Consider the following 3,928-nt stretch of genomic DNA (forward strand, 5'->3'; position numbering starts at 1 on the left):
CCGGCCTGACCGTGGTCTGCGGCGACTCGCACACCTCGACCCACGGCGCCTTCGGTGCGCTCGCGTTCGGCATCGGCACCTCCGAGGTCGAGCACGTGCTGGCCACCCAGACCCTGCCGCAGGCCCGTCCCAAGACGATGGCGGTCAACATCAACGGCACCCTGGCCGACGGCGTCACGCCCAAGGACGTGGTGCTGGCGCTGATCGCCAAGGTGGGCACCGGCGGTGGCCAGGGCTATGTGGTCGAGTACCGCGGCAACGTCATGCGCGAGATGAGCATGGAGGGCCGCATGACGATCTGCAATATGTCGATCGAGTGGGGCGCCAAGGCCGGCATGGTCGCACCCGACGAGACCACCTTCGCCTACCTGAAGGGACGCCCGCACGCCCCGTCCGGCGAGGACTGGGACGCCGCGGTCGAGTTCTGGAAGACCCTCTACACCGACGAGGACGCCGTCTTCGACGTCGAGGTCGACCTGAACGCCGACGAGCTGACCCCGTTCGTGACCTGGGGTACCAACCCGGGCCAGGGCGTTCCGCTGGGCGCCACCGTGCCCACCCCGGAGACCTTCACCGACCCGGTCGACCGGGCCGCCGCCGAGCGTGCGCTGGAGTACATGGCCCTGCGGGCCGGGACGCCGATGCGCGATATCCGGGTGGACACCGTCTTCCTGGGCTCCTGCACCAACGGCCGGATCGAGGACCTGCGTCTCGCTGCCTCGGTGATCAAGGGCCGGCGAGTCGCCGACGGCGTCCGGATGCTGGTGGTGCCGGGCTCGGCACGGGTCCGGCTGCAGGCCATGGAAGAGGGCCTCGATCAGGTCTTCAAGGACGCCGGCGCCGAATGGCGCGAGGCCGGCTGCTCGATGTGCCTGGGCATGAACCCCGACCAGCTGGCGCCCGGTGAGCGCTCCGCGTCCACCTCCAACCGCAACTTCGAGGGCCGCCAGGGCAAAGGTGGCCGCACCCACCTGGTCTCACCGCCGGTGGCCGCAGCCACCGCCGTCCGCGGCACCCTGTCGTCCCCCGCCGATCTGTAAGGAGCAGCACGATGGACAAATTCGACACCCACACCGGGGTCGCCGTTCCGCTGCGCCGCAGCAACGTCGACACCGACCAGATCATCCCGGCGGTCTACCTGAAGCGGGTCACCCGCACCGGCTTCGAGGACGGCCTGTTCGCCGCCTGGCGCAACGACCCCGACTTCGTGCTCAACAACCCGGCCTACACCAACGGCTCGGTGCTGATCGCCGGACCCGATTTCGGCACCGGCTCGTCGCGTGAGCACGCCGTGTGGGCGCTGCAGAACTACGGCTTCAAGGTCGTCATCGGCTCCCGGTTCGGTGACATCTTCCGCTCCAACTCGGGCAAGGCCGGGCTGCTGATCGCCGTGGTCAGCCAGGACGTGGTCGAGCAGCTCTGGGCGTTCGTCGAGGCGAACCCGGGCGCCAGCGTCGAGGTGAGCCTGGTCGACAAGCAGGTCATCGCAGGCGAGAACTCCTACGACTTCGACATCGACGACTACACCCAGCACCGGCTGCTCAACGGCTTGGACGACATCGGCCTGACCCTGCAGCACGCCGACCTGATCAGTGCCTTCGAGGCACGTCGGCCGTCGTTCCTGCCACGCACCCAGCCGGCCCGTACCGCGGGCTGAACCTGCCGGTTGACTGCCGCCTGATCGCCTAGTCACGCCCAGATTAGGGGCGCTAGGGAGGTTGGGCGGCAGGCTCTGGGCGGGCTTTGTTGCAGTTTGGACACGTCCCGCTCCGGGCTGCTGCCCGGCGCCTGGGGCGGCCAGTAACCTGGGGCGACCCAGCCCCCGTAGGAGTCCGAAATGTCCCGCGCAGCACTGTCGCTCTCGGCAGCGAACGACGCGCCCGCGGAGCCGCTGTTCCGCACGCTCGCCGGGGTGGTCGGGCCGGTGCTGCGGGTGGTCACCAAACAGGACTGGCGCGGCGGCGAGAAGCTGCCCAGAGCGGGTGCGGTCATCGTGGTGACCAATCACATCTCCAATTTCGACCCGGTCGCGCTGGGTCACTTCCTGATCTGGCACGGCCGCTGGCCGAGGGCGCTGGCCAAGAGCGAGCTGTGGCACCTTCCGGTGGTCGGCTGGCTGGCCCGATCGCTGGCCCAGATCCCGGTCGAACGACGGACCCCGCGCGCCGGCGAGTCGCTCGCTGCCGCCGCCGAGGCCCTGGCCCGGGGGGAGTGCGTGGTGATCTACCCGGAGGGCACGATCACCGCCGATCCCGACGGCTGGCCGATGACCGGTCACCCCGGCGCCGCCCGGCTGGCCCTGCAGACCGGTGTGCCGGTGGTGCCGATCGGTCAGTGGGGTCCTCACCTGGTGATGCCCGGACGCCGCGCGTCGGTGCCACGGCTGCTGCCGCGCTCGACCATGCAGGTGCTGGTCGGCGATCCGGTGGACCTCGACGACCTGTACGACGCCAGCGACTCTCCGACGGCCGCCGCCGAGGGCAGCATGCGGATCATGGACGCGATCACGGAGTTGGTCGGCGAGCTGCGCCGGGAGACGCCGCCCAAGGACCGCTACGACCGGCGCGCCGGGAAACGGATCCCCCGGGACTGGGCCGGAGAGGTCGTCTGACCGACTCTCAACAGTCCTGCGGTCGGTGTCCGTTCGGAATAGATCCAGATCGGGCACCGCTACCGGTGCCCGATCTGGATCGATTCACACCCCCGATCGGCGTGGTGGCGTGCCGTCCCAGGCGGACGTGCCCGTTAGGGTTTCGGTGGACGGCTGAACGCAGGAGGAAACATGACTCAGCGCACCCGGGTGGGCATCATCTTCGGGGGCACCAGCTCCGAGCATGACGTGTCCTGCATGACCGCCGGCGGGGTCGCGCGAGCCATCGACACCGATCGCTTCGAGCTGATCGGCATCGGCATCACCCCAGCGGGCCGCTGGGTCCAGGTCGACGCCGACGAGTTGCGGGAACTGCACAAACAGGGTGACGAACTGCCGCGGCTGGACGAATCCAGGCCGACCGCTGTGCTGCTGCCCGGAGCGGACGGGGCCGGCGCCCGGGTTGCCACCATCGACGGCGACCGGCTGGTCGACGTCCGGCCCTTCGACGTCGCGTTCACCCTGCTGCACGGACCCTTCGGTGAGGACGGCACCATTCAGGGCATGTTCGAGATGCTCGGGGTGACCTACGTCGGCTCCGGTGTCGCGGCCAGCGCCAACGGCATGGACAAGGACCTGATGAAGCGGACGCTGTCGGCGTCCGGGCTGCCCGGCTGCCGGTTCGTCACCATCACGGCACGGCAGTGGAGCCAGGAACGCGAGGCGTCGCTGGAGCGGATCGCGGCGCTCGGCTACCCGATCTTCGTCAAGCCGGCCCGCGGTGGTTCCAGCATGGGGATCACCAAGGTCGACACCCTCGAAGAGCTCGAGCAGGCGGTGCTGTTCGCGCAGAAGTTCGATCCGAAGCTGGTCATTGAGGAGGGTGTGCTCGGCGCCCGCGAGGTGGAGTTCGCGGTTCTCGGCGGACGCGGGGGAGCGCCCCGGGTGTCGCTGCCGGGTGAGATCGTGATGCGCAGCGACGGCGCCTTCTACGACTTCGAGGCCAAGTACGTCTCCGACGACGACGCGATCCTGAAGGTGCCCACCGAGATGGACCCCGGCCTGCGCGAGCGGGCCGCCGACGTCGCCGCGCGCACCTTCGAGGCGATGGGTGCCGAAGGCCTGGCACGGGTGGACCTGTTCCTCACCGCCGACGGCCAGGTGCTGGTGAACGAGATCAACACCATGCCCGGCTTCACCCACATCTCGATGTTCCCGTCCTTGTGGGCGGCCAGTGGAATCGACTACACCGCGCTGATCACCGACCTGATCGAGCAGGCCCTGGAGCGCCCGGTCGGCCTGCGCTGAACCGTCGGTACCGCCGGTCGAGCTTGTCGA

The 3,928-nt window shown here is 69.5% G+C and carries 4 protein-coding genes; all 4 read left to right on the plus strand.

Going from position 1 to position 3,928, the window contains the following annotated elements:
- Positions 1–1,040 (plus strand): 3-isopropylmalate dehydratase large subunit (leuC, locus tag Q0066_RS00810; RefSeq protein ID WP_298129108.1); only part of this gene is annotated, 1,040 nt, incomplete at its 5' end.
- Positions 1,041–1,051: 11 nt separating this feature from the next.
- Complete coding sequence (gene leuD / locus Q0066_RS00815) at positions 1,052–1,657, plus strand: 3-isopropylmalate dehydratase small subunit (protein ID WP_298129110.1); 606 nt, start codon at positions 1,052–1,054, stop codon at positions 1,655–1,657.
- Between the two features lie 180 nt (positions 1,658–1,837).
- Positions 1,838–2,611, plus strand: coding sequence for a lysophospholipid acyltransferase family protein (locus tag Q0066_RS00820; RefSeq protein WP_298129111.1), 774 nt, complete (start codon positions 1,838–1,840; stop codon positions 2,609–2,611).
- Positions 2,612–2,782: 171 nt separating this feature from the next.
- A complete protein-coding gene (locus Q0066_RS00825; RefSeq protein ID WP_298129114.1) occupies positions 2,783–3,898 on the plus strand; it encodes a D-alanine--D-alanine ligase family protein in 1,116 nt (371 codons plus the stop codon).
- Positions 3,899–3,928: the final 30 nt, after the last annotated feature.

Source organism: Micropruina sp. (assembly GCF_027492755.1).
GTDB lineage: Bacteria > Actinomycetota > Actinomycetes > Propionibacteriales > Propionibacteriaceae > Micropruina.